General features: G+C 67.9%; 1 protein-coding gene. It reads left to right on the top strand.

Annotated elements, in window-relative coordinates:
* The coding region (locus ITP53_RS55580; protein WP_195903524.1) for a hypothetical protein at positions 1 to 369 on the top strand (369 nt) is incomplete at its 5' end.
* Positions 370 to 814 lie beyond the last annotated feature (445 nt).

The following is an 814-nucleotide window of genomic DNA, read 5'->3' as shown; positions in this document are numbered from 1 at the left end:
GGCGACACGCGGCCGGTGGTGATGCATCTGCGGGCGGAGACGTGTTCCCGATGCTCCGTCGACGTCGAGGGTGAGGCGAAGGTGTGCGTCGCGGGGCGCTCCATCGACTACCGGCTCTCGGGCGAGGCGGCGGACCGCAACGCCCGCCGCTTCACCCTGGACAGCTGGCCCTACCCCGACACCCGGGAGCCGGGCACCCACCTGGGTCACATCGAGGCCACCTGGGCAGGGGGAGACGAGATCAGCATCACCGCCACACTGCATGTCACCAACCCCGACGGATCGTGGAGCAGCAACGAGCAGCCCGCCGAGCCGTCACGTTTCCGGCTGCACCGCGGCACCGAGACGAACGTCCGAACAGCTTGCTGAGCCCAGGCAGGCCGTCCACATCGACGGACGGGCGAACCTTCCCGGGGCTGGGTCCGAATCGCACAACAGGCAGCAAGGCGCCGCGGTCGACGAGGCCTGCGCTGCCTTGCAGGCAAAGAGCCGCGCCGCCCAATGGCGCGGCGTTCGGGAAGTATTCGAGCAAATGGGGGTCCCGTCGCCGACCGAGGAACAGGTTGCCGGAGTACTGGCGGTGACGTGTAGCGACGTCTACCTGTTGCTGACCCGGGAGGTCGGCATGGACAGGGCGTCGTACGTCAACTGGCTTGCCGCCACACTGTCCGAGCACTTGGCCCGAAGTGGTCGGCGCGGTGCCGGAAAGTAGGGGAGATGAACCACGACGGCCCGGCAGACATCCAGGACATGCGTATCGTCCATTCCGCACTGCGCCGCGATCTCGAGCGGACCAGGATGGTGGCATCCGATC

The sequence above is a fragment of the Nonomuraea cypriaca genome, from assembly GCF_015645445.1.
Classification (GTDB): Bacteria; Actinomycetota; Actinomycetes; order Streptosporangiales; family Streptosporangiaceae; genus Nonomuraea; species Nonomuraea cypriaca.
This window is presented reverse-complemented; position numbering and strand designations above follow the sequence as displayed.